At 47.9% G+C, this 19,807-nt stretch carries 20 protein-coding genes; 16 read left to right on the top strand and 4 right to left on the bottom strand.

Annotation, left to right across the window (positions count from 1 at the left end; all coding sequences use genetic code 11):
- The first annotated feature begins 15 nt into the window (after positions 1-15).
- The 6 genes from KU854_RS17520 (at position 16) to KU854_RS17545 (ending at position 6,344) form a co-directional block, all read left to right on the top strand.
- A complete protein-coding gene (locus KU854_RS17520) occupies positions 16-1,149 on the top strand; it encodes an ABC transporter substrate-binding protein (protein ID WP_218359711.1) in 1,134 nt (377 codons plus the stop codon).
- Between the two features lie 34 nt (positions 1,150-1,183).
- On the top strand, positions 1,184-2,884 hold the full coding sequence (locus KU854_RS17525) for an ABC transporter permease (protein WP_218359712.1): 1,701 nt from the start codon (positions 1,184-1,186) through the stop codon (positions 2,882-2,884).
- Positions 2,853-3,515 (top strand): ATP-binding cassette domain-containing protein, encoded by a 663-nt coding sequence (locus KU854_RS17530; RefSeq protein ID WP_218359713.1) that lies wholly within the window; start codon positions 2,853-2,855, stop codon positions 3,513-3,515. Before KU854_RS17525 ends, KU854_RS17530 begins: the two co-directional genes overlap by 32 nt.
- Positions 3,508-4,113: a CDP-alcohol phosphatidyltransferase family protein gene (locus tag KU854_RS17535; RefSeq protein ID WP_218359714.1), complete on the top strand. Its 606-nt coding sequence runs from the start codon at positions 3,508-3,510 to the stop codon at positions 4,111-4,113. Before KU854_RS17530 ends, KU854_RS17535 begins: the two co-directional genes overlap by 8 nt.
- Before the next feature lie 162 nt (positions 4,114-4,275).
- Positions 4,276-5,304, top strand: coding sequence for an ABC transporter substrate-binding protein (locus KU854_RS17540; RefSeq protein WP_218359715.1), 1,029 nt, complete (start codon positions 4,276-4,278; stop codon positions 5,302-5,304).
- A complete protein-coding gene (locus tag KU854_RS17545) occupies positions 5,304-6,344 on the top strand; it encodes a histone deacetylase family protein (RefSeq protein ID WP_218359716.1) in 1,041 nt (346 codons plus the stop codon). Before KU854_RS17540 ends, KU854_RS17545 begins: the two co-directional genes overlap by 1 nt.
- A gap of 55 nt (positions 6,345-6,399) precedes the next feature.
- On the opposite strand, the gene KU854_RS17550 is transcribed toward KU854_RS17545, so the two are convergent.
- The gene (locus KU854_RS17550; RefSeq protein WP_218359717.1) at positions 6,400-6,990 is read right to left on the bottom strand and encodes a TetR/AcrR family transcriptional regulator; all 591 of its coding nucleotides are present in this window, start codon (positions 6,988-6,990) and stop codon (positions 6,400-6,402) included.
- A gap of 196 nt (positions 6,991-7,186) precedes the next feature.
- Between KU854_RS17550 and KU854_RS17555 the strand changes: the two genes are divergently transcribed.
- Both KU854_RS17555 and KU854_RS17560 read left to right on the top strand, forming a co-directional pair.
- The gene (locus tag KU854_RS17555; protein ID WP_218359718.1) at positions 7,187-8,278 is read left to right on the top strand and encodes an efflux RND transporter periplasmic adaptor subunit; all 1,092 of its coding nucleotides are present in this window, start codon (positions 7,187-7,189) and stop codon (positions 8,276-8,278) included.
- Between the two features lie 2 nt (positions 8,279-8,280).
- Positions 8,281-11,331: an efflux RND transporter permease subunit gene (locus KU854_RS17560; RefSeq protein WP_218359770.1), complete on the top strand. Its 3,051-nt coding sequence runs from the start codon at positions 8,281-8,283 to the stop codon at positions 11,329-11,331.
- Positions 11,332-11,483: 152 nt separating this feature from the next.
- Here the strand turns inward: KU854_RS17560 and KU854_RS17565 are convergent, their stop codons facing one another.
- Positions 11,484-11,747, bottom strand: coding sequence for a hypothetical protein (locus KU854_RS17565; RefSeq protein WP_218359719.1), 264 nt, complete (start codon positions 11,745-11,747; stop codon positions 11,484-11,486).
- Between the two features lie 382 nt (positions 11,748-12,129).
- Between KU854_RS17565 and KU854_RS17570 the strand changes: the two genes are divergently transcribed.
- Positions 12,130-12,846: a J domain-containing protein gene (locus KU854_RS17570; protein WP_218359720.1), complete on the top strand. Its 717-nt coding sequence runs from the start codon at positions 12,130-12,132 to the stop codon at positions 12,844-12,846.
- A 377-nt stretch (positions 12,847-13,223) separates the two neighbouring features.
- A complete protein-coding gene (locus tag KU854_RS17575; RefSeq protein ID WP_218359721.1) occupies positions 13,224-13,799 on the top strand; it encodes a hypothetical protein in 576 nt (191 codons plus the stop codon).
- 62 nt (positions 13,800-13,861) lie between these two features.
- Here KU854_RS17575 and KU854_RS17580 read toward each other — a convergent pair whose 3' ends face one another.
- Complete coding sequence (locus KU854_RS17580; protein ID WP_054778399.1) at positions 13,862-14,236, bottom strand: hypothetical protein; 375 nt, start codon at positions 14,234-14,236, stop codon at positions 13,862-13,864.
- Positions 14,237-14,373: 137 nt separating this feature from the next.
- On the opposite strand from KU854_RS17580, the gene KU854_RS17585 reads away from it, so the two are divergent.
- Positions 14,374-14,760, top strand: a complete 387-nt coding sequence (locus KU854_RS17585) for a hypothetical protein (protein ID WP_218359722.1) — start codon at positions 14,374-14,376, stop codon at positions 14,758-14,760.
- A 281-nt stretch (positions 14,761-15,041) separates the two neighbouring features.
- On the top strand, positions 15,042-15,776 hold the full coding sequence (locus tag KU854_RS17590) for a PEP-CTERM sorting domain-containing protein (RefSeq protein WP_218359723.1): 735 nt from the start codon (positions 15,042-15,044) through the stop codon (positions 15,774-15,776).
- A gap of 126 nt (positions 15,777-15,902) precedes the next feature.
- Here KU854_RS17590 and KU854_RS17595 read toward each other — a convergent pair whose 3' ends face one another.
- Positions 15,903-16,739 carry a hypothetical protein gene (locus KU854_RS17595; protein WP_218359724.1) on the bottom strand — a complete coding sequence of 279 codons (837 nt, stop codon included), beginning with the start codon at positions 16,737-16,739 and terminating at the stop codon, positions 15,903-15,905.
- Between the two features lie 675 nt (positions 16,740-17,414).
- On the opposite strand from KU854_RS17595, the gene KU854_RS17600 reads away from it, so the two are divergent.
- The 4 genes from KU854_RS17600 to KU854_RS17615 are packed head-to-tail and all read left to right on the top strand — an operon-like array spanning position 17,415 to position 19,803.
- The gene (locus KU854_RS17600) at positions 17,415-18,332 is read left to right on the top strand and encodes a CsgG/HfaB family protein (protein WP_218359725.1); all 918 of its coding nucleotides are present in this window, start codon (positions 17,415-17,417) and stop codon (positions 18,330-18,332) included.
- 9 nt (positions 18,333-18,341) lie between these two features.
- Positions 18,342-18,719 carry a hypothetical protein gene (locus KU854_RS17605; protein ID WP_218359726.1) on the top strand — a complete coding sequence of 126 codons (378 nt, stop codon included), beginning with the start codon at positions 18,342-18,344 and terminating at the stop codon, positions 18,717-18,719.
- A gap of 5 nt (positions 18,720-18,724) precedes the next feature.
- Positions 18,725-19,111 (top strand): DUF4810 domain-containing protein, encoded by a 387-nt coding sequence (locus KU854_RS17610; RefSeq protein ID WP_218359727.1) that lies wholly within the window; start codon positions 18,725-18,727, stop codon positions 19,109-19,111.
- Positions 19,108-19,803, top strand: a complete 696-nt coding sequence (locus KU854_RS17615) for a GNA1162 family protein (protein ID WP_218359728.1) — start codon at positions 19,108-19,110, stop codon at positions 19,801-19,803. Before KU854_RS17610 ends, KU854_RS17615 begins: the two co-directional genes overlap by 4 nt.
- Positions 19,804-19,807 lie beyond the last annotated feature (4 nt).

Here is a 19,807-nt window from a genome sequence, read left to right on the forward strand (position 1 = left end):
GGAAGATTAAACAAGATGAACTTAAAACGCCTCGTCGCCACTTGTGCTCTCGCTTTCAGCACCGCGACTGCTGCCGCTGACCTTAATAACTGGGACAGCATTGAAGAAGCAGCCCAGGGTCAGACAGTCTATTTTAATGCCTGGGGTGGCAGTCAGGAAATCAACGCCTATCTGCGCTGGGCAGGTGACGAGCTTAAAGACCGTTACGGCGTCACCCTGCAGCATGTCAAAGTCTCTGACATCGCCGAAACCGTGAACCGTTTGGTGGCAGAAAAAGCCGCCGGGAAAAACGAAGGCGGCAGCGTTGATATGGTGTGGATCAACGGCGAGAACTTTAAGTCCATGAAATCCAATGGCCTGCTTTACGGGCCTTTTGCCGAGCAACTGCCAAGCTGGCAGATCGTCGATAAATCCTTGCCTGTCAGCGAAGATTTCACCGAGCCGACGAACGGTCTGGAAGCGCCATGGGGCGTGGGGCAATTGGTCTTTATCCGAGACGAAGCAAAGCTGGCTAACCCGCCACATTCATTTGTCGAACTGTTGAGCCTTGCCAAAGCCAACCCCGGAAAAGTTGCCTATCCACAGCCACCGCAATTTCACGGCACCAGCTTCCTGAAAGCGGCGCTATTGGAGCTTGCAACAGACACCGCCCCGCTTTATCAACCGGTCGATGAAGCAAAGTTCAACCAAGTCACTGCACCCTTGTGGGCATATCTGGATGAGCTTCATCCTGTTGCCTGGCGCAACGGCAAACAATTCCCGGCGGGCAGCGCAGAGACCCTGCAACTGCTGGACGACGGCGAGCTTCTTCTTGCAATCACCTTTAACCCGAATGCGGCTGAAACCGCTGTGAAAAACGGCACTTTACCGCCAACCGCCAAAGCATTTGCGTTTGATAAAGGCGCACTGTCGAACATTCACTTTATGGCGATTCCGTGGAATGCCAATGCCAAAGAAGGGGCGCTGGTTGCCATCAACTTCCTGATGAGTGAAGAAGCGCAGGCACGAAAAGCCAACAGCGATTACTGGGGTGACCCTGCGGTAGTGAAACTGTCAGACAGCAAACCGCTGTTTAAGTCCCAGCCTGAGCCGCATCCAAGCTGGCAAGTGGCGCTGGAACAGGAATGGCTCAAGCGTTATGGTCAATAATGACTGATAGCCAAAGAAGTTGAAGAGGTAAGCAATGCTACGTCTGCTGTACATCGCAACGCTGGTCGTGTGTTGTTTACCTCTGATCCCCGGGTTAGGGGGTGTGTTACTTTCCGCTGTCAGCTACCTCCCTGCGCTGGATTTAAACGAACCAAGCCTGGCAGGCTGGAACGCCATGCTGGACTGGCCGGGGACGGGCAAAGCGCTGCAGCTTTCACTGATAACGGGCATTGGTGCTTCATTTCTTGCAGTATTTTTCACTTTCCTGATCCTCCAGCGCACTTGGGGTTCCTCTGCCTGGCAACGTATTGAAAAGTGGCTTTCTCCCCTGCTGGCAATGCCTCATGTCGCCTTTGCGATTGGTTTCGCCCTGATGTTTTCCCCTTCTGGCTGGCTGTTCCGGTTTTTCACCCTCTTCACAGGACAAGACGATCCGAACCATTGGTCATTGGTGCAAGACAGCAATGGCATTGGCCTTATCCTTGCCCTCGCGGTGAAGGAAACACCCTTTTTGCTATTGATGAGCCTTGCCGTGCTGCACCAGATGAAAGTCGACAAGCTGCTCGCCTCCGCACGAAGCCTTGGTTACAACCAAAGCGCGGCATGGATGAAAGTCGTCTTCCCGCAATGGCTGCCCAAAATGCGCTTCCCGATCTACGCCGTGCTGGCCTACAGTCTGTCCGTGGTCGATGTCGCGATGATTTTGGGGCCAACATCGCCTTCAACGTTTGCGGTTCTGGTTTGGCAATGGTTCAGTGAGCCAGACCTTACTTTGCTTCCCCGCGCCGCAGCGGGCGCAATTACGCTGTTTATCGTCTGCTTTGCGGTTTTGCTGCTTTACCGGCTGGGAGAATATGCCCTGCTCCGTCTCTGGCAACGTTGGCAGTACAGTGGCAGTAAAACCTTTCATCTTCCCGGCAAACATCTGTTTTCCATGGTCGCCCTGCTGCCGTTTCTGATGATCCCGCTGTTACTGGTATGGTCATTCGCCCTGCGTTGGCGTTTTCCTGACATCTGGCCGACCCGTTTCACCACCCGTTTTTGGGATCAGGAAGCCGCCCATTTGTGGGAACTGACACTCAACAGCCTGATCCTTGGGCTTATCGCTGCCAGCGTTGCACTGGTGTTTGCGATTGCCTGTCTCGAATATCGCGACAAATACCACCGTTCTGTACCCCAGTTGGTCATCGCCATTCCGCTGCTGATCCCCCAGCTTTCTATCCTGTTCGGTATTCAGGTCGCGATTTATATGCTGCCGGGTCAATGGCATGTGCCCTCGACGATCTGGGCGCACATTCTTTTTTCATTCCCGTACGTCTACCTAGCCTTGGATGGCACATGGCGCGCTTTTGATCCGCGCTTGACCCAAACGGCAAGAAGCCTGGGTTATTCAGCGACGAAAGCCTGGTGGCGTGTAAAACTGCCTTTGTTGTTACCTGCCATATTGCTGGCGTGGGCGGTGGGTATTAGCGTCAGCTTTGCCCAATACCTGCCAACCCAATTGCTGGGAGCCGGGCGCATCACCACCTTAACCACGGAGGCGGTCAGCCTTGCCAGCGGCCAGGACAGACGTATCAGTGCCGTTTACGGCTTGATTCAGGCATTCCTGCCACTGCTGTTTTTCGCCCTGACACTCACCGCAAGCCGATTGGCCGACCCAAAACGCCGTTTAGCAAGAAACGAGCATTCCCAAGAGAGCCTCAATGACTTTGTCCGTCCAAAACCTCACTATTAGTTCGCGCCAGGCTACCTTGGTGTCCGACATGACTTTCACTGTCGAAAACGGCAAAGTGCTGTCGATCATGGGCCCCAGTGGATGCGGAAAATCCACCCTGCTCAGTGCGATTGCCGGGCACTTGTCACCGGACTTTTCCTGCAAAGGTGAAATCACAGTAAGCAGTACTGACATCCATAACCTACCGCCGGAAAAGCGGGCGGTCGGCATTCTGTTTCAGGACGATTTACTTTTTCCACACCTCAATGTGTGGCAAAACCTGGCTTTCGGGCTGCCCGATACCATGAACGCCAGTGAAAAGAAAAACCGCGCTCTGAATACCCTTCAGGACATTGACCTTGGTGATATCGCCTTTAAAGCGCCGGATCAGATCTCCGGTGGTCAGCGCGCCCGCGTCAGCCTGATGCGCACCCTGCTTTCCCACCCCAAAGTGCTGCTGCTGGATGAACCCTTCAGCAAACTGGATAAACCGCTGCGCAAATCATTCCGTGCCTTTGTGTTTAAGCAGATCCAGAACCGCAAAATTGCGGCGGTGATGGTGACCCACGACGAAGATGATGTGCCGGAAGGCAGCGCGTTAATCAGATGGCCATCGCTGGATGAATCCGGCATGGAGGAAAACCATGCTTGATCGCTACGCTATCGACATCATCCGTTGGCCATTGAAACAGGCGGCAGAAGTCAGCGAGAAACTGGGGTTAACCGCCAATCAGGTAACGGTTGGTGGGTTCTTTATCGGCATGCTCGCCCTCCCTGCCATTGCCACAGAGCATTACTGGCTGGGGCTGCTGTTTATCGCCCTCAACCGGATTGCTGATGGGCTGGATGGCGCACTGGCGAGAAAACAGGGGATTACTGATGCCGGGGGCTTTCTCGATATCACCCTCGATTTTCTGTTTTACTCCATGATTCCCTTTGCGTTTGCACTGGCAAACCCGGAACAAAACGCCGTTGCAGCCGCCTTCCTGATCTTCTCGTTCATGGGTACGGGATCGAGCTTTCTTGCCTTTGCCATCATGGCGAGCAAACGAAGCATCGACAATCCCGTCTACCGCAATAAATCCCTCTACTACATCGGCGGTTTAACCGAAGGCACTGAGACGATCGCCTGCTTTGTGCTGTTTTGCTTTTTCCCTGCACACTTTGCCACTATCGCCTTTGTCTTCGGCGCAATGTGCTGGGTAACGACAACCACACGTATCTGGGCGGGATTCCAGACCCTCAAATAGCTGAACGCTTAACCGGAAGAAAACGAAGCCTCGCTCATTTCTCTGTGTCAGCCATTAAAAATGCAAGATGTGTTGCGAAAACGAAACGTTTGCTATCTAATTCGCGCGCGCAATATCGCGTTAAATACTTTGTATTTTATGTTTTCGGATAACACTACGTAGATGAATAAAAACTTTGTTGTCGCGGCCACCGCTGGCCTGCTTTTCTCCGCTTCTGCTTCCGCCGATCAGTTCCTCAATATCTACAACTGGTCTGAATACCTTCCCCAGCAACTTATCGAAAAGTTCACAGAAGAAACCAAGATCAAGGTGAATTACTCCACGTTCGAGAGTAATGAATCCATGTACGCTAAAGTGAAACTGCTCGATGCGAAAGGCTACGATCTGATCGTTCCTTCAACCTATTATGTTTCCATCATGGGTAATGAAGGTCTCCTGCACGAGCTGGACAAGAGCAAGATCACCGCGTTTAAAGACCTTGATGCTTCAATCCTGAATCAGCCTTTTGACCCAGAAAACCGCTACTCTCTGCCTTACATGTGGGGCAGCACGGGTTTGGGATACAACAGCGATGTGGTTGACGGGAAAGACGTTAAGCGCTGGGCAGATTTGTGGAACCCGGAATTTGCAGGCCAACTGCTGCTGACGGATGACGTGCGTGACGTATTCGGCATGGCGCTAATCATGAATGGCCACAGCGTAAACAGCCAGAATGAAGACGAAATCCGTCAGGCTTACGAAACGCTGAAAACCCTGAAGCCAAACGTGACCCTGTTCAACTCAGATGCACCGCACACGCCGCTTATCATGGGTGAAGTGAACGTCGGCATGCAGTGGAACGGCACCGCTTACCGCGCAACGGTTGAGAACCCATCTATCCATTATGTGTACCCGGAAGAAGGCACCATTTTCTGGATGGACAACATGGTGATCCCTAAGCACGCGGAAAACAAAGACGCGGCTTACGCTTTCATCAACTTCCTGATGAAGCCTGAAAACCAAGCGGTACTGGTTCAGGAAATTGGTTACGCTGTGCCTAACCTGGGTGCACTGAACCACCTGCCAGATGAGCTGCGCAACAGCGAAGTGATTTTCCCAACCACCGACGTGAAACAGAAAGGCCAGTTCCTGTCTGACATCGGTGAAGCGGCACCTATCTACAACCAATACTGGATGGAGCTGAAGCGATAATGAAAGTTATCTACAGCGAAAAGCAAAACCTGCACCGCGTGAAATACGAGTTCCTGAGCGGTGAAGCGACCCCTTGCTTTGAAAAACCTGAACGTGCAGACATGGTGTTGAACGCCATTAATGCCAACCAAGGCTATGAAGTGATTGCACCCAACGAGTATGGCCTTGAGCCAATGCACTGGGTGCACACCGAAGACTACGTGACCTTCCTGCAAAACGCATGGAATGAGTGGGAAGCGACTTACGGCCCAGAGCGCGACGCATCACCATACTGCTTTGTGCCAGCGCGTCACCTGCGTAACCGTGTGCCAAAAGATATCGAAGGCAAGCTAGGTTATTACAGCTTTGACATGACGGCTGCTATCACCAAAACCAGCTTTGAAGCGATTGCTTCTGCGGTTGATTGCGCGCTCACGGGCGTTGACGTCTTGATTGACGGCGACAGAGCAGCATTTGCCCTTTGCCGTCCGCCAGGCCACCACGCAGCGCCGGATCTGATGGGCGGTTACTGCTACATCAACAACGCAGCGATCGCGGCAGAAGGCCTGCGTCGAAAAGGTCATGATAAAGTGGCGATTCTGGATATCGACTACCACCACGGTAACGGCACCCAGACCATTTTCTACGATCGCGACGACGTGCTGTTTGTTTCTATCCACGGTGACCCGGATTACGATTACCCGCATTACCTTGGCTTTGACGATGAAACTGGTGAAGGCAAAGGCGAAGGCTTCAACCTGAACCTGCCATTGCCACAAGGCAAGACGGACTGGTCTTTGTACCGCCCGGCACTGGAAACCGCACTGGAAAAAATCCGCAGCTTTGGCGCAGATTCGCTGGTGATTTCTTTGGGTATGGATACCTACGAAAACGACCCAATCAGCCACTTCAAACTCAAGCTTGAAGACTACCTGCAAATCGGCACCCTGATTGGCGGCCTTGGCCTTCCGACCCTGTTTGTGTTCGAAGGCGGCTATGCAGTAGACGACCTTGGCCACAATACCGTTGCTGTATTGAACGGTTTTAAACAAGCCAACTGATACAAAAATGCCCAGCACTGCTGGGCATTCTTTTAGCAGAGCAGCGGAGCTAGCCTTAGTGGCATGCTCCCACCACCATACGCACAATGTGGTCGATTTTCGCTTCGCGATCTTTTCCTTCCGGGATTGGCTGCATATCAAATACCTGCGGCCAGACAAACATGCCGTTAAACAGGCTTTGATAGCTCTGGCACAACACGTCCAACGTCATGCACTTGAACTCGCCTGCCGCCTGAGCTTCTGCAAACCAGTTTTTCAGCGCTTTGTTGTTGTAAATGTTGCTGATAATTTGTTGCGCCATTTCCGGTTGACGCAGAAACTCAATCAAAATCACACGGGTAAACGGAATGCCGTAGGTGTGATAAAGAATATCCACCTCGTTCACGGTAATGGCCGTGAGTTGCTCTTTCAGGCTTTTCGTCGCGTCAAACGGATAGTGCAGCTTCTCGTTGATAGACGACTGAAGAATGGCAAGCACGGCTTCAAACAACACTTCCTTGCTTTCAAAGTGGCGGTAAAGCGTGCGCTTCGAGACTTCTGCCGCCGCACACACTCTGTCCATGTTCGCAGATAAAAACCCGTGCTGGATAAACTCTTCTTTGGCGGCACTGATAATTGCCAACCGCTTCTGCTCAGAGCGTGTCATGGGCTCTCTCCTCTCTTCAACGTTTTAAATCTAACAAGTCGAAACAAAAAAGTACACTTTTGAGTTTACCTGTCGCGTTGGTTGCGCGTAAAATAAACTCCAAAGTTTACTTTCGCATTGAATCCAGTGCGTAACCCCATTACCTAACATTGACCGGCACACCTAATGCCGGTTCCTTATGTGGAGTGAAGCAAACATGGTCGTAATGAAGTCTGGCAGCTCGAAGCTGAAACTCACTGCGATATCTGCCCTGCTGGTATCAGCATTCGCCTTAACTGGCTGTGGCGAAGAAGCACCGCAGCAAGTTGTCGCACCGGTTGTAAAACCTGCATTGACTGAAATTGTTCAGACTCAAAACGGAGCCGATCTGAGCTTCAACGGTGTTGTCCGCGCTGCCGAGCGTGCAGACATGGCGTTCCGCGTTGGTGGCCGCCTGACTGACATTCTTGTAAAAGAAGGCGACGAAGTGAAAAAAGGCCAGTTGCTGGCATCACTGGATGCGCGCGATGCAAAAACCGCGCTGGAATCTGCCGAGCTGGAACTGAAAAACACCAGCCTTGAATACGAACGCGCACAGGCCATTTTCAAGAAAAGTCAGGCGATTTCAAAAGCTGACCTTGATGCCATTACCACACGTTACAACCTGGCGCGTAACCGTGTTGACGATGCAAAACGTCAGCTGGAATACACCGAACTGCACGCCCCGTTTGATGGTGTTGTTGGCCGCAAGATGGTCGACAACCATGTTCAGGTTCAGGCTAACGAGCCAGTGATGACGATCCACGATCTGCGCGATCTGGAGGTGGTTATTCACATCCCTCATAAAGTGATGCTTTCAGGCGACAGCAAAGCCGATGCAGTGGCAGAAATCTCAACGATTCCGGATCAGGTATTCCCGCTTGAACTGCGCTCCTACGCAACTGAAGCTGATCCAGTTTCGCAAACCTACCCGGTTGTACTCGGTCTTGAAGATCTGAACGGTTTCCGCGTTCTGCCTGGCATGGCCGTGAAAGTCAGCCCACTGACTGGCAGCGCGGTAGGTAACCAGCAAATCACCCTGCCACTGACCGCGATTGTGCCGGACAACCAAGGCAAGCAATTCGTCTGGATTGTGGGTGAAGACAACAAAGCCGAAAAACGTTACGTGGATGTCGGCGCGCTGAACAAAGACCGCATCATCATTGAAGCCAACCTTTCTCAAGGTGAGCGCGTGATCATCGCCGGTGTTTCTAGTGTGAAAGAAGGCATGGAAGTGCGTCCTTACACTGATGAGCGCAACGGAGCGTAATGATGGACATTGCACGTTATACCATTGCCAAACGCACCAGTGTCTGGGTACTGATTGCCCTGACCCTTCTGGGCGGCTACATCAGCTACCTGAAACTCGGCCGCTTTGAAGACCCTGAATTCGTTATCCGTCAGGCGGTGATTGCAACGCCATACTCTGGCGCCACCGCGCAGGAAGTGTCGGACGAAGTGACCGACGTGATTGAAGGCGCCGTGCAGTCCTTGCAGGAAGTGAAAGAGGTCAAATCGGTCTCGATGCAAGGCATGTCAGAAGTGACCGTCGAGATCAAACTCGAGTTCGCAGGCAGCGCCGCAGACCTTCAACAAGTGTGGGACAAACTGCGCCGTAAAGTGACCGATGCGCAGCGTCAGTTGCCGCCGGGAGCGGGCCCTTCCATCGTTAACGATGACTTTGCTGATGTATATGCCCTGTTCTTTGCCGTGACCGGTGAAGGCTACAGTGACAAACAACTGCAAGATTACGTCGACGACCTGCGCCGCGAAATCGTGCTGGTGCCGGGCGTAGCGAAAACCGCGACTCTGGCTGAGCAGCAGGAAACCATTTTCGTTGAGATCTCCAGTGAGCGTCTGGCGGAGTTCGGTATGTCTGCGGAAAAAGTGTTCCAGGTACTGCAAAAGCAAAACCTGGTCACCGTGGCAGGCAGCATTGAGACCAATGCGATGCGCATTCCTGTTATTCCAAGCTCGAACATTGATTCGGTTGCAGATCTGAAAAACATGCAGGTCGGCATTGGCAGTAACAATACCGTGCTGCGCCTTGGCGATATCGCAGAAATCACCCGTGGTTACAAAGAACCCTCAACCATGCTGATGCGCTACAACGGTGAGCGCGCGGTAGGCTTTGGTATCTCTAACGTCTCCGGCGGTAACGTCGTGGACATGGGTGATGCGGTAAAAGCGCGTCTGGCAGAGCTGGAAAGCCAGCGTCCGCTGGGCATGGAGCTGAACGTTATCTCAATGCAGTCTGATTCAGTGCGCGATTCTGTCGCCAACTTTATCGACAACCTGATCGCTGCTGTTGCCATCGTATTCGTGGTGCTGCTGCTGTTTATGGGCGTGCGCTCTGGCGTCATCATCGGCTTCGTGCTGCTGCTTACCGTTGCAGGCACCCTGTGCATCATGCTGATTGAAGATATCGCCATGCAGCGTATTTCGCTGGGTGCGCTGATCATCGCCCTCGGTATGTTGGTGGATAACGCCATCGTAGTCACCGACGGCATTCTGGTTCGCTTCCAGAAAGAGCCGGATGCAGACAAACAACTGGTCGTTTCGGAAGTCGTGAACTCCACCAAATGGCCTCTGCTGGGCGGTACCGTGGTGGGTATCTGTGCGTTCAGTGCTATCGGCCTTTCGCCTTCAGACATGGGAGAATACGCAGGCTCGCTGTTCTGGGTAATCCTTTACTCCATGCTGCTGAGCTGGGTATTTGCGGTCACCGTGACCCCAATGCTGTGCCATGACTTCCTGAAAGTGAAGCCGGTAAAAGCCGACCAAAAACCGGGCAAGATGGTATCTGGCTACCGTGCCCTGCTGAGCTGGGTTTTGCAGCACCGCATTATCAGCTGCGCCCTGCTGTTCGGTACGCTGACGGCGTCTATCTGGGGTGTGCAGTTTGTACCACCGGGCTTTATGCCGGAATCGCAGCGTCCGCAGTTCGTGGTTGATGTTTACTTGCCACAAGGCTCAGACATCAAACGCACGGAGTCCGTGGTTGCCAGCATCGAAAAAGACGTAAAAGCCAAAGAAGGCATCACCAACATCACCAGCTTTATCGGTGGTGGTGGCCTGCGCTTTATGCTGACCTACGCGCCGGAAGCCCGTAACCCGAGCTATGGCCAGTTGCTGATTGATATCGACGACTACACCAAAATCGCCCCGCTGCTTGGCGAACTGCAAAGCGAGCTGGACGAGAAGTACCCTGACGCATCAATCAAAGTGTGGAAATTCATGCTGGGTCGTGGCGGCGGCAAGAAGATTGAAGCTGGCTTCAAAGGCCCAGACAGCGCCGTGTTACGTGAACTGGCGGAAAAAGCCAAAGCCATCATGTTGGCTGACCCTAACCTGATAGCCGTGCAGGACGACTGGCGTCAACAGGTTCCGGTTCTGCGCCCTGTGTATTCAGCAGAAGAAGCGCAGCGCTACGGCCTGACCACAGCAGAAATCAACGCTGCAATTGCGCAAACCCTGAGTGGCCGCAATGTGGGTGTGTACCGCGAAGGCGACGATTTGATCCCAATCGTGGTGCGCGCACCGGAAAGCGAGCGTAACCACCAGCGCGCGATTGAAAACACCGAAGTATTCAGCCCAACCGCAGGTACGTTTATCCCTGTCAGCCAGGTGGTGGATTCGGTGGATGTGGTTTATCAGGATGCCATCCTGCGCCGTATCGACCGCATGCCAACCATTCTGGTTCAGGCTGACCCTGCACCGGGCGTGCTGACAGCCGATGCCTTTAATCAGGTTCGCAGTCAGATTGAAGCAATCGAACTGCCAGCCGGCTACGAGCTGAAATGGTACGGTGAATACAAAGCATCAAAAGACGCGAACGAAGGCCTAGTAATTTCTGCCCCTTACGGCTTCGCGGCGATGATTCTGGCGGTAGTGTTTATGTTTAACGCCCTACGCCAGCCGCTGGTGATTTGGCTGACTGCCCCACTTGCAATTGTCGGTGTGACCGTAGGCTTGGTGGTGTTCCAGACGCCGTTTGAGTTTATGGCGATCCTCGGCTTCCTGAGCCTGATCGGTATGATGGTGAAAAACGCCATTGTGTTGGTTGACCAGGCAGACGTGGAAATCCGCGACGGTAAAGCACTATACAACGCGATTATCGACGCCGCACTTAGCCGCGCCCGCCCGGTACTGCTGGGCGCATTCACCACCATTTTGGGTGTTGCCCCGCTCTTGATTGACCCGTTCTTCAAGAGTATGGCCGTTACCATTATGTTTGGTCTGCTGTTCGCGACCATTCTGACACTGGTGGTGATCCCGCTGTTCTATGCGATTTTCTTTAGGGTGAAAGTGGAAACTGCGTAGAGCAGGTTGAAAGGAAAATGAAGGGAGCCGAGTGGCTCCCTTTTGTTTTGGATGCAGTTTGGAAATGAATGTGTTGGATCTATAGTGCCAACACACCTGTCTAAGATTAGTAAAAATTCTTATAAGCTTAAACACATCCAAGAGTTAACGCACTATTTTACGACCTCATAAGCCCACTTATAGCTACTATATAGAAAAGGCCTACTTCCCTCTTTTTCAGTTTCAACAACTGATAGTTTAACTTTAGTACCTAAAGGAAGAGACCTAATAGCTTTTGCACACTCTACCTTCATTTCGCATGGAAAAGGTTGGCCGATTGTTGGCCTAACACCATTCTTTCTTCTTGATACATCATAAAAAACTTCACAGATGATAGATGTGTATTCACTTGGATCGCGACGACCTCCAGCTCCCATAAATTACTCCGTATAGAAAAACCAACGCTAATAGGCATGATGCCGTATATTGATAATAATATAAAAAGCACCCACATTATAAGTCTCTAACGAAGAGACACATGTAAACCACAGTACATTGAATCAACTCAATTACAATATTATCATTGTGACAACCTAATACACACACATTTAACCTTTTTGAATAAAGCTTCGGTACGCAATATTATGGCTTCTAGAAAGACATCCGAAAGCAAAACACTCAGTTAAAGTTCTGAGTGGCGTTTCTTTTCCGTTGAGGAATTACACATATAAAAATCCATATCCTTTATATTGTTTGCAATTAGTTAAAAACTATATACTCTAAAGCTATCATTGCTTTTATTTTAATAGGAAAAGTCCAATGCTGAATGTTTGCATAATCTATTTACCCTCCATTCCTGACAATGAAGATAACAAGACTCTTTTTTTAGGTTATTTGGCGTCACACATTGGTAATAACCTAAGAGATTTTGAATTTGTGCAGGTGATAATAAATTACAGTAGCAATGAAATTATTATCAAATTGGATCTTGATGATCCAAGCGATCTTGAAGATGAATTGCTAGTGATTAATGAGGATATTTGGGACTGGAGCTGTTCAGTATTTGAATGGGAAACAATTTCAGTTGACTCAAAAATTTTCGTTTATGAGAATGAAAAGTTGGTTTTTAAAAGTGAATTTGAAGAGACCTACCATCCTGATAAAGAACTAAATGACTCACAATGGAACAAAGAAGAAAAACTTATAAACATGCTTGACAAAGCCAACTTGACCATACGCTCTGCAAATATCAGAATAAACCAACTTAAAGAATCGAATTCTTTATTATCGTCATTGAAGTTTGATTTTGAACAGCGCAACCTAACAATAAAAAATTTGAGGAAGGAAATTGAATCCTTAAAAAATCAAAATAGTATTACTAACTGTCCGCACACAATGTTAGGCGTTAAAAAATGCGCAACAAAAACGGAAATAAAAGCGAACTACTTTAAATTATCCAACATATATCATCCTGATAGATCTGGCGACAACACATTAATGAAAGAAATCAACGCCGCTTACAATAAGATAAAGTAGGAAAAACTTTGTACTGCTATATATATCAAACATTGTTAACCTACTTTTTGAGCCACTATTCTGTTTTATTGTTCATTAGAATTTCCAAGGGTAATCAGGGCTCTGTCAGCGAGTATTGTTTGTCTGGTGACTCGCTTTGGGGTCACCCCTGCCAGAACAGATCACCTAGCATGCCTACAGACATTAAAGCTCCCCAAGATGCCAATGATTGAGTGAGAGTGCAATTCGCGTGAAGGAAAGAACACAGGCAATACATTTCTCTATGGTTTACTCCCCCCATTTCCGATAAAAGTAGACTTATCACCCTGAACACGTATGATCTCGGATAACGTCAAACAAAAACAAATTAAGTGTTTGTTTATAAATAAGTTTTAATTATGGTCAGAGAAGCAACACTCGTTCCGTACAGTAGATGGGTCAAGCCTTTGGTGTCAGAAGTGGCCGAGGTGATCAACCTGTTGAAAGACAACGGCTACGATTCCAATCAATTGGTTAAAGTCACAGGCATACAGCAGAAGAATGTGAATGCATGGACGGCGCGTTATAAGAACGAACCAGACAACGTTTCATCCATCCCTTACCCATGCTGGTGCTTTTTGTGCGCACTCGCTGGCAAGCCGAATATCCAAAGCGACGGTGATGTGATTGAGGTGAACGTAAGAAGGGTACTTTCTTATTTTAAACCGACGGCTTTCAGACCCAATGACAAGTTTGTGTGTCCAACCAGTGAGCAGTTCAGCAATCTGATTGATAACGACAATTACGATGCACTGACCACTGACAAGCTATCAGAGGTGTTTCACTGGAATGCCAACACCTTTGCACAAGGCATTGCAAACGGTTCATTGCCATTTCTGAACTGGAGCCTGATCGTGATGAGCTTGGGCATCGATATTCAGAAAATGATCCTGAAAGAGTTGGAAGGCCCAGTCTCCCTCACCGAGGGTGAGTGAGACTAAGCCAATTGTAAAAAAACCGCTGATAAAGCGGTTTTTTTGTGGGCGATGCTTTACGCTTAGTCGATGTCGCAATCTGTGCAGCTTTGCAGTGTGACTTCATGTTCAAACACGGCTTTATCACTACCGTCAGCGAGAAGCTCAGCGATTTCATCCTGAACTTCTTGCTCGTCTTCTGCTTTCACTTGATTTGCCAGTTCTTCTTCTGAGTAGCCATAGAAGTTCAACAGCAGGTAATCACGTGCTTCTTCTTTCGTGCATGTCACGTTCACTGACAGATCAGGTTCAGCATTGCCTTGTGCGATAATCGCAGCGATTTGCGCGACAACATCGTCTTTCATCGCTGAGGTTAACCAGCCAAGATCAGTACTTACTGTGGTGTTTTTACAGTTAAAACAAGGCAGTTGGTGAAAGTAATATTGAAAATCAGTCATGGTCATTTTGCTTCCAGTGTTTTGTCGCACGATTATCAGCATTTTCTGGCAAAATACTACTTGTATATACCCAAACGACCTGAAGATGCTCATATTCAGGTTGTTTGGGTACACCTCAATTAATAAGGCCAATCCCAATGTCTAATGTCGTTCAGTTCTCTCAGTTTGGTGGTAACAAGAAGACTAAAACCGCCCCATCAGCTAACTCACCAAGCCCGAAAGCGTTAAGGGAACAGGCGGCATTGAAACAAGAGAATCAATGCCACTTTTGTGGCGCACGCAAAGAACCCAAAGATCTGCACTGGCTGAATCAGATCGGCTTTAAGCCGAAAACCCATGTTATCTGCGGTACCTGCAGCTCTGAAACCAAATCACGTTCAATGGATGAACTGCGGATCATCCTTGCGCTGAAGGCGATGGATTTCAGAACCATTAAACTTCAGCAGTACCTTGAGTTACGAGAAAAAGGCGTTCGTATCGACGGAGTCAGTGAATACAAGTTCCACTTTGAAACACTTGAGTAATGACGACCACTGCATTGTCCTCCCCCATTTGCAAGGAAGGAATTAGATGGGGGTTTAGCTCGTTGTACCAAGCACTTACGAAGCATTTGAAGAATAACCAGTACGGTAGATATCAAGAACACCAACGCGTGCTTCAAGTGGCTGTCCCATAACATGTGTCAGCCTGCTTGTCACCACCTGCCCCACAATCAAGACGTTGACATTTCATTGACATAGCCTCGCTTTGCGTGAACTAGCCTTTTTCCATTGTTTCGCGTGCGTAACTCGAAAGGAGTGCGGAAATGAGAGGCTATAAATTTCCCAATGGGCTCATTGGACTGGCATTTTTGAGTTTCACAGCTGTCAGTAACGCCACACCGATCACAGCTGGAGATTCTGTTCTCCTGCCAGGAACGACCGTGGTCAGCAATCCCGAATTGGCGGGAACCGTAGTTCGGGATGATCTCAAACCCTATTATGATTTGAACCCAGATCTACACCCGCTCTTTATCGCGGGACATCATTATCAAGACCGCGTTGTTCAATCTGATGTAACAGGATCACTTATTTTTGCGTCACGGCTTAGGGATCCTATCAACGTTACAGGCAGGGACTTTCTCATTGATAGTATCGTCCTTGATGGCTATTCAGGATTCCAGACTGACGTTTTTTACCGAACAGACGGGCTGGGAGATCGTGGGCCAACATTTGTTGAGCGATCTGCAGATGGCGACGACCTTACCTTTCTTTTTGGCTTTCCCCTCTTGCTGCAAAACCTGGTGCAGGAAATTCAGGATGAATCGCTATTTATCAATATCCTGACAGATGCCACCGCCTATAACACCTCAGGTACTGCGACCATTTATGGTCGGATTCAGGATGGTGCAAATGCAGGTCAATTGGTACAGGCGACTGTCGAAGGCATTGCCGTTCCGACCCGTAGGCAGGTAAAAATACCAGAGCCCTCAACGCTGGTTGTTTTACTCAGTGGTATGGCGCTACTTACGGTGCGGGTGCGTCGTCATTCTAAAAGTTGAAGCTTATCGTCACTCGGATCTTGCTGTTTATATCTCCGGTATTGCCACCTTTCCTGTCACTCACCGACCGTTCAATATCCTAAAAGGTGGCGATGCTGCTGCGCAGTGCTTAAGGCGTTCGACCGTTTATCTGTGCCACACGCCAATGAAAATCTCGCTATCACCAAACCGCTCGGCTTCAATGTCTACCAAGTAGTAACCTTGACGATCCAGCTCAAGCCATTTGTTGATTAGCGATGGCCATGTTGAAAACTGGTATAAGGCATTACCTGAACCTTTTTCCCAAACACCGGTGTAAAAAATGGTATTTCCCTGTTTATCGACTTCAACATCAATTAAGCGTTGATTGTCGCGATTGAGCGCTTTCCATTTATCCGTAAAAGAACGCCAGTTGCCGTATCGATACAGCGCACCACTGGTAGCGCCACCCTGCCACACACCAACAAAGTTTGTGTTGTCTCCCGTACCACTGATTTCCAAATCTATGAGTTTTTGGTTGCTCAGGGCGTTCCACTTCTCGGTAAAAGCCTGCCAACTACCTAAGGAATAAAGCGCCCCGCTACGCGCATTTCGTTGCCAGGTACCGGTATACCAAGTGGTATTTCCCATCCTGGATATATCAATGTCAATCAGGCGTTGGTTATCTAGTGCTTTCCATTTTTCAACAAACTCTGACCAACTGGGGTATCGGTAAAGCGCACCACCTTTACCACTCCCTAATTTCCACACCCCGATGTAACGATACTTATTGTCCAACTTGAAATTGATGGTTTTGAAATCGATTAACTGACCATCCAGGCTTTTCCAACGATCGACAAAGTCTGCCCAAGAGGCAAACGCTTGTAAGTCTGAATGCCGTATTCCTGAGCTGTCATGCGTCGCATGAACGTTAGTTGTTGAAAGTATCAGCGCGAAAGCGCCAAAACAGATTGATGCTAAAAGCTGGCTAGCAATCTTCTTCATGTTCCCCTCCTATTTGCTTCGCAAACCGGATTGTGAGATTGAAGATATCGCCGTGATATCTGGCACTTGTACAAACCACCTAAACCGCTTCAATCCATTCAATGACATGCGTTTAGGCAAAAAAGTGAAAGGCTTTTGGATTCCATTACCGCCCTATATTCGAGATCACCTTCCAATCGATACCCATTAGTTCTACTTAGCAAGTATGTGCATGCCTGGGTAGCGCTGGCTGTTTCATGGTTAGGAAAGCCGAAGCTTGTTATTGGAAACTATCGAGAGTGACATTTTAATATCTTATATGAAATAAATTTTTGTTGTAAAAACCAATCCAAAAATCACATCACCCCAAATAAGAATTGACTGAAGCAGCAAACACCTCAATAAATATAAAAAAACCTCATTTAAAAACAACAAAAAAATCAACATTCGCCACCAAAAAACGACAACCACTTACAATGCAATTACTTAAACACAAACCAAATTACATAAGTCGGAAATAATTTGTCAGGACCATTGAATGATGTCAAAATCAGCACCCCTGCAAAAAAAACAGTTTAATACTACATAATATAATAGATAAAATAAAAAACGCCTCACATTCACGATTCATAATTATTGAAAAACAATAACAAATGTAACAAAAAATAAAATCAAAACAATCCCAACGGTAATAAAATGAAAAAAGTATCTCTCATCGCCACAGCGATAGCTATTCTAGCTTCATCTCCCATATACGCTGCATTAGACGCGACGGTTCCTATTGTTACTGAGTCCAATCAGAAAGTCTCACTCAAAAAAAAGGTTGCAATTGCACGCTTTTCGAATGAAACACGCACTGCCAATGCATTTCTTCTAAACGAGAATGATGACCGCATTGGAAAGCAAGCATCCGACATACTCAGCGCACGCCTTGCTGCAACGGGCAAATTTTTGATGTTTGAACGTACGGATAAACACTTTGTTGATTCTGAAGCATCGTTAAAAGGACTTCAGGAAAGTGGAATTTCAGCCGACTATTTAATTGTTGGTTCAGTATCTGAGTTTGGTCGCTCAACAGAATCTGACACTGGTATGTTTCAGCGAGCAAAGACGCAACGTGCCTACGCTAAAGTAAACGTTAGATTAGTTGATGCCACAACTGGTCGTATTGTCAGCTCAGTTGAAGGGGCAGGAGAAGCAACATCTTCGACCAAGAAAACACTTGGTTCAGGCACTGATGCAGGTTTCGACCAGTCTCTAACTGACAAGGCGCTTTCTGCTGCTATTAGTCAGATGATTACAAACATCAGTGATGAAATGACAAATACACCATGGAAGTCTTTTATACTTTCAGAACAAGATGGTTCTTACATTATCGCAGGTGGTGATGCCCAAGGCCTTTACCCTGGCCTCAAACTTGCGGTAATTAAACGCGGGAATATGGTCAAAAATCCACAAACTGGAGCAATGGTCGAGTTACCCGGTAAAAAAGTCGCAACTCTCAATATTGATATGACATATGGAGAAGATGAGTTCAACCAAATGAGTTTTGCTTCATTGGTTGAAGGAGCGATAACTGGAGACACCAGCAAATTCTATATAAGTTCTATTTAAGGTTTGAAAGTGAAAAAGTCAATTAAAGCTAGCGCAACAGCATTATTCATAGTACTTGGTTTAACTGCCTGTGGCTCTGCTGTGATAACGAAAGAAACGGGAATTTCAGATCAACAAATAATTTATATAGTTGGCGACGACCTAAACAACTATCTAGTTTCAGTCGGAAACATTGAGAAACACAAGATATCAAATTCGGACTTGGAATCTGATACCACTTCAGTATTAACTAGTACCAACAGTCAATGGCAGAACTCAGATGTGCTAAAAATAATTGTATCTCAAGGTGAAAACCACCTGGAAGTTATTAACAATAATGGTGCAATTGTCTATAAGAATGACATTTACCTTTCACGCGGCCAATCAACTTTAATCAACGTGAAGTAACTTAAATGAGAAAATATTTCATTTCATCTTTGGCAGCGATGCTACTTTCTGGTTGTGTACAGGTATCTGAGTCTGGTTATTACTGGGGAGACTACTCACACTCCTACTACTCGTATTTAAAAAATGCAAGTAAGGAAAGCGTAACTGAACACTATGAAACACTAATTGATATCGTTGAAACTTCAGAACAATCAGATTTGAAAGTTCCAGCCGGTATCTTTGCTGAGCTAGGCTACATTCATAGTCAAATGGGTGATTTCCATAGTGCTGTTAATTACTACGAGAAAGAAGTTGCAACATATCCTGAGTCAAAGATATTAATGGGTACTCTTATTAATCAATTGAAAGCTAAAATGTCAACACATCAACCTCCTAAAAATACTGAAAAATGAAAGTTAAAGAACTAATTAAGATCACATCAATCATGCTCACTAGCATGATAATGACTGGTTGCGTAAACACTTTGACAAAGCAAGAAGCGTTTCCAGAAATGTATTCAGGCTCGCAACAGAACAATATCCTAGTTGCGCCGATAGTAAACAATTCAACTTCTTCAGAAGCCTCAGAGTATCTAAACTCTACTTTGGCTGAACCTTTTGCAAACAAAGGATATTATGTTCTACCAATCCCGATCACTGCTGATATCTTTAAAAGTGCTGGCATTGTCGATGGTACCGAACTCAAGGGCATACCATTTACTTCATACAAGGACAAGTTCGGTGCTGATTCTGTTTTATTTGTGACTATTGAACAATGGGATACAAATTACATAGTTCTCGCTGGCAATGTTACCGTGGGACTGAAATATGTAATGGTTTCTACAGACACAGGGAAAGTGATCTGGTCCTACTCCAATACTATTGTAATTGATACAAGCTCCAGCTCTGGAAGTTTGCTTGTTGACCTTATAGCTACTGCAATTGCTACTGCTACAACCGACTACATTCCGGTCGCACAACAGGTCAACAAACTCACAACTCAATCGCTACCTGCCGGCCAATATCACCCTCGTTATAAGAAAGATGGTTTAGACGTCATCGTAGAAGCAAACGCTGCATCCGCAGCTGCAGCATTTAACCAATAACAAA

Origin of the sequence: Enterovibrio paralichthyis, from assembly GCF_019209835.1 — a bacterium.
Classification (GTDB): domain Bacteria; phylum Pseudomonadota; class Gammaproteobacteria; order Enterobacterales; family Vibrionaceae; genus Enterovibrio; species Enterovibrio paralichthyis.

Coding starts and splice junctions, on each gene's coding strand:
- KU854_RS17535 (WP_218359714.1), top strand. CDS start 3,508: ATGCTTGATCGCTACGCTATCGACATCATCCGTTGGCCATTGAAACAG.
- KU854_RS17595 (WP_218359724.1), bottom strand. CDS start 16,739: ATGAAGAAGATTGCTAGCCAGCTTTTAGCATCAATCTGTTTTGGCGCT.
- KU854_RS17530 (WP_218359713.1), top strand. CDS start 2,853: ATGACTTTGTCCGTCCAAAACCTCACTATTAGTTCGCGCCAGGCTACC.
- KU854_RS17580 (WP_054778399.1), bottom strand. CDS start 14,236: ATGACTGATTTTCAATATTACTTTCACCAACTGCCTTGTTTTAACTGT.
- KU854_RS17550 (WP_218359717.1), bottom strand. CDS start 6,990: ATGACACGCTCTGAGCAGAAGCGGTTGGCAATTATCAGTGCCGCCAAA.
- KU854_RS17555 (WP_218359718.1), top strand. CDS start 7,187: ATGGTCGTAATGAAGTCTGGCAGCTCGAAGCTGAAACTCACTGCGATA.
- KU854_RS17560 (WP_218359770.1), top strand. CDS start 8,281: ATGGACATTGCACGTTATACCATTGCCAAACGCACCAGTGTCTGGGTA.
- KU854_RS17570 (WP_218359720.1), top strand. CDS start 12,130: ATGCTGAATGTTTGCATAATCTATTTACCCTCCATTCCTGACAATGAA.
- KU854_RS17575 (WP_218359721.1), top strand. CDS start 13,224: ATGGTCAGAGAAGCAACACTCGTTCCGTACAGTAGATGGGTCAAGCCT.
- KU854_RS17590 (WP_218359723.1), top strand. CDS start 15,042: ATGAGAGGCTATAAATTTCCCAATGGGCTCATTGGACTGGCATTTTTG.
- KU854_RS17610 (WP_218359727.1), top strand. CDS start 18,725: ATGAGAAAATATTTCATTTCATCTTTGGCAGCGATGCTACTTTCTGGT.
- KU854_RS17520 (WP_218359711.1), top strand. CDS start 16: ATGAACTTAAAACGCCTCGTCGCCACTTGTGCTCTCGCTTTCAGCACC.
- KU854_RS17565 (WP_218359719.1), bottom strand. CDS start 11,747: ATGGGAGCTGGAGGTCGTCGCGATCCAAGTGAATACACATCTATCATC.
- KU854_RS17600 (WP_218359725.1), top strand. CDS start 17,415: ATGAAAAAAGTATCTCTCATCGCCACAGCGATAGCTATTCTAGCTTCA.
- KU854_RS17540 (WP_218359715.1), top strand. CDS start 4,276: ATGAATAAAAACTTTGTTGTCGCGGCCACCGCTGGCCTGCTTTTCTCC.
- KU854_RS17615 (WP_218359728.1), top strand. CDS start 19,108: ATGAAAGTTAAAGAACTAATTAAGATCACATCAATCATGCTCACTAGC.
- KU854_RS17585 (WP_218359722.1), top strand. CDS start 14,374: ATGTCTAATGTCGTTCAGTTCTCTCAGTTTGGTGGTAACAAGAAGACT.
- KU854_RS17525 (WP_218359712.1), top strand. CDS start 1,184: ATGCTACGTCTGCTGTACATCGCAACGCTGGTCGTGTGTTGTTTACCT.
- KU854_RS17545 (WP_218359716.1), top strand. CDS start 5,304: ATGAAAGTTATCTACAGCGAAAAGCAAAACCTGCACCGCGTGAAATAC.